This is a genomic window from Pseudomonas sp. 39004 (assembly GCF_028682155.1).
GTDB lineage: Bacteria > Pseudomonadota > Gammaproteobacteria > Pseudomonadales > Pseudomonadaceae > Aquipseudomonas > Aquipseudomonas capeferrum.
On sequence record NZ_JANIAG010000310.1, the window covers coordinates 1 to 2,948 of the forward strand.

Annotated in this window: 2 protein-coding genes; both read right to left on the minus strand. The window is 64.3% G+C overall.

Annotated elements, in window-relative coordinates; translation table 11 throughout:
* Positions 1–60: 60 nt before the first annotated feature.
* Positions 61–1,266 (minus strand): 3-oxoadipyl-CoA thiolase, encoded by a 1,206-nt coding sequence (gene pcaF / locus NP534_RS26425; RefSeq protein ID WP_274100687.1) that lies wholly within the window; start codon positions 1,264–1,266, stop codon positions 61–63.
* Between the two features lie 134 nt (positions 1,267–1,400).
* Positions 1,401–2,747: an MFS transporter gene (locus NP534_RS26430; RefSeq protein ID WP_274100688.1), complete on the minus strand. Its 1,347-nt coding sequence runs from the start codon at positions 2,745–2,747 to the stop codon at positions 1,401–1,403.
* Positions 2,748–2,948: the final 201 nt, after the last annotated feature.

The window sequence follows — 2,948 nt, forward strand, 5'->3', positions numbered from 1 at the left end:
ATCCTCTGTGGGAGCGGCGGTGCGGCGATCCGACTTGCCCCACGAAGAGGCCGGTAGTGGTCAAACTCGCTCGATCGCCAGCGCCAGACCTTGGCCCACGCCCACGCACATGGTGGCCAGGCCTTTACGTCCGCCACTCTTCTCCAACTGATGCAGCGCCGTCAGCACCAACCGCGCACCGCTCATGCCCAGCGGGTGGCCCAGGGCAATCGCGCCGCCATTAGGGTTCACCTGCGGCGCATCGTCCGCCACACCGAGCTCGCGCAGCACCGCCAGGCCCTGGCTGGCAAACGCCTCGTTGAGCTCGATCACATCAAAATCAGCCACCGCCACGCCCAGGCGCTCGGTCAGCTTGCGCACCGCCGGTACCGGGCCGATGCCCATCACCCGTGGCGCCACACCAGCACTGGCCATGCCCAGTACCCGGGCACGTGGGGTCAGGCCATGTTTTTTCACCGCCTCGGCCGAGGCCAGGATCAACGCCGCCGCGCCATCGTTGACGCCCGACGCGTTGCCAGCGGTGACCGTCTTGTCCGGGCCATTGACCGGTTTGAGCCTGGTCAAGGCTTCAAGGGTGGTTTCCGGGCGCAGGTGCTCATCGCGCTCGACCACGGTCTCGCCCTTCTTGTGGGCAATGCGCACCGGCACGATCTCTTCGGCAAAGAACCCAGCTGCCTGGGCCGCTGCGGCCTTCTGCTGACTGCGCACGGCAAAGGCATCCTGGTCAGCGCGGGAGACCTGATAATCGTCGGCAACGTTATCGGCGGTTTCCGGCATCGAGTCCACGCCGTACTGGCTTTTCATCAACGGGTTGATGAAGCGCCAGCCAATGGTGGTGTCCTCAAGCTTCATGTTGCGCGAGTAACCGCTCTCGGCCTTGCCCATGACGAAGGGGGCACGCGACATCGACTCGACACCACCGGCGATGGCCAGCTCCATTTCGCCACTGGCGATGGCGCGGAACGCCGTGCCGATGGCATCCATGCCCGATGCGCACAGGCGGTTGAGGGTCACGCCTGGGATGCTCTCGGGCAGGCCTGCCAACAGCAGCGCCATGCGCGCCACGTTGCGGTTGTCTTCACCGGCCTGGTTGGCGCAACCGAAGAACACTTCGTCGACCTGGTCCCACTGCACCGACGGGTTGCGCTCGATCAGCGCCTTCAGCGGCACAGCCGCCAGGTCATCGGCGCGCACGCCGGCCAGGGCGCCGCCGAAGCGGCCGATCGGGGTGCGGATGGCATCACAGATAAATACGTCACGCATCATTTTGGAGACTCCTGGTCAGGGTGCATCAGTGCGTTCAGATTAAGGAGGCTGGCAGGTCGGTGACAATCCGATAATCGACTATACGTGCGATTATCGAACCATTTGTCACCCTGACCCTCCATTTCCAGCGCTGCTCAGGTCGCGTCCGCGTGGCTGACCAGCCCTTTCACAATCACCCCCACCGTCGCCAATGCAGCCGGGACCAGCAATGCCGTCAGCACCTGCTCGAAGTTCCAGCCCAGGCCCAGCAGCGTCGCACCACTCCAGGCGCCGAGAATTGCGCCAAAGCGGCCGATGCCCAGCATCCACGAGACGCCCGTGGCACGCCCTTGGGTCGGGTAGAAGCGTGCTGCCAGCGACGGCATCGCCGACTGGGCGCCGTTGACGCACATGCCTGCGATCAGCACCAAGGTGGCGAGCAAGGTGATGTTGCCCAGGCTCTGCCCAACGGCGTAGGCGAATACCCCGGCCAGCAGGTAGAAAATGCCGATGACCTTGTGCGGGTTGAAGCGGTCCATGGCCCAGCCCACGCCCACCGCACTCAGCACGCCACCGAACTGGAACAACGCGCCGATGAAGGCCGCCTCTTCCATGCTGGCACCACTGTCACGCATCAGCGTTGGCAGCCAGCTGGTCAGCAGGTAGACAATCACCAAGCCCATGAAATAGGTCAGCCACAACAGCATGGTGCCCAGCCCGTAGGTACCGGAGAAGATCACCGCAAACACGCTGCGCGCAGCCACCGCCTTCTGCTCCGGCACGCTGAAGCTGGCCGCCTGGGCCACCACCTGCGGCGCAATCGGCGCCAGGGTCTTGCGCACCTTGTCCGTGCCGCGGTTACGCACCACCAGGAACCGCGCCGACTCCGGCAGCCAGACCATCAGCACCACCGCCAGCAGCAGCGGCAGCACGCCACCGATTACCAGCAGGCTGTGCCAGCCGTAGGCCGGGATCATCTTCGCGGAAATGAAGCCACCACCGGCCATGCCCAGGTTGAAACCACAGAACATGCTGGTCACCAGCAGCGACTTGAGGCGCTCGGGGGTGTACTCGGAAAGCAGCGTGGTGGCATTGGGCATGCCCGCGCCCAGCCCGAGCCCGGTCAAGAAGCGCAGGATCAGCAACTGGTCGACATTGGTCGCGTAGGCCGAGGCCAGGCTGAAGCCGCCGAACACCAGCACCGCGCCAACCAGCACGCCCTTGCGCCCGAAACGGTCGGCCAGCGGGCCGGAGCCCAGAGCACCAAACACCATGCCGATCAACGCGGCACTCATGACCGGGCCGAGGCTGGCGCGGTCGATACCCCACTCCTGCGACAAGGCCGGGGCGATGAAGCCCATGGCGGCGGTGTCCAGGCCATCGAGGAAGACAATCAGAAAACACAGCAACACCACCCGCCATTGATAGCGGGACAGCGGCTGATCGTTGATGAACGATTGAACGTCGAGGCAACTGCCGACGTTGGTGTGTGGTTGGTTCATTGTTGTTATCCAGAATTAGGGCACAGCCATGCCACTGCACTCAGGGCGCAAGTACAGGGTTGGGTAATAGGATGATGGCGGCCTGCTTCAGCCTGGATACAACAGTACCGCGTGCGGGTGCGGCCGCAGCAGCGATGGGACAGTAGTCATGGTGTGTGCCTCTCGAGTTTTTCTTGTTCGGTCGGCACAGCCGACCGTTGG

Coding starts and splice junctions, on each gene's coding strand:
- pcaF (WP_274100687.1), bottom strand. CDS start 1,266: ATGATGCGTGACGTATTTATCTGTGATGCCATCCGCACCCCGATCGGC.
- NP534_RS26430 (WP_274100688.1), bottom strand. CDS start 2,747: ATGAACCAACCACACACCAACGTCGGCAGTTGCCTCGACGTTCAATCG.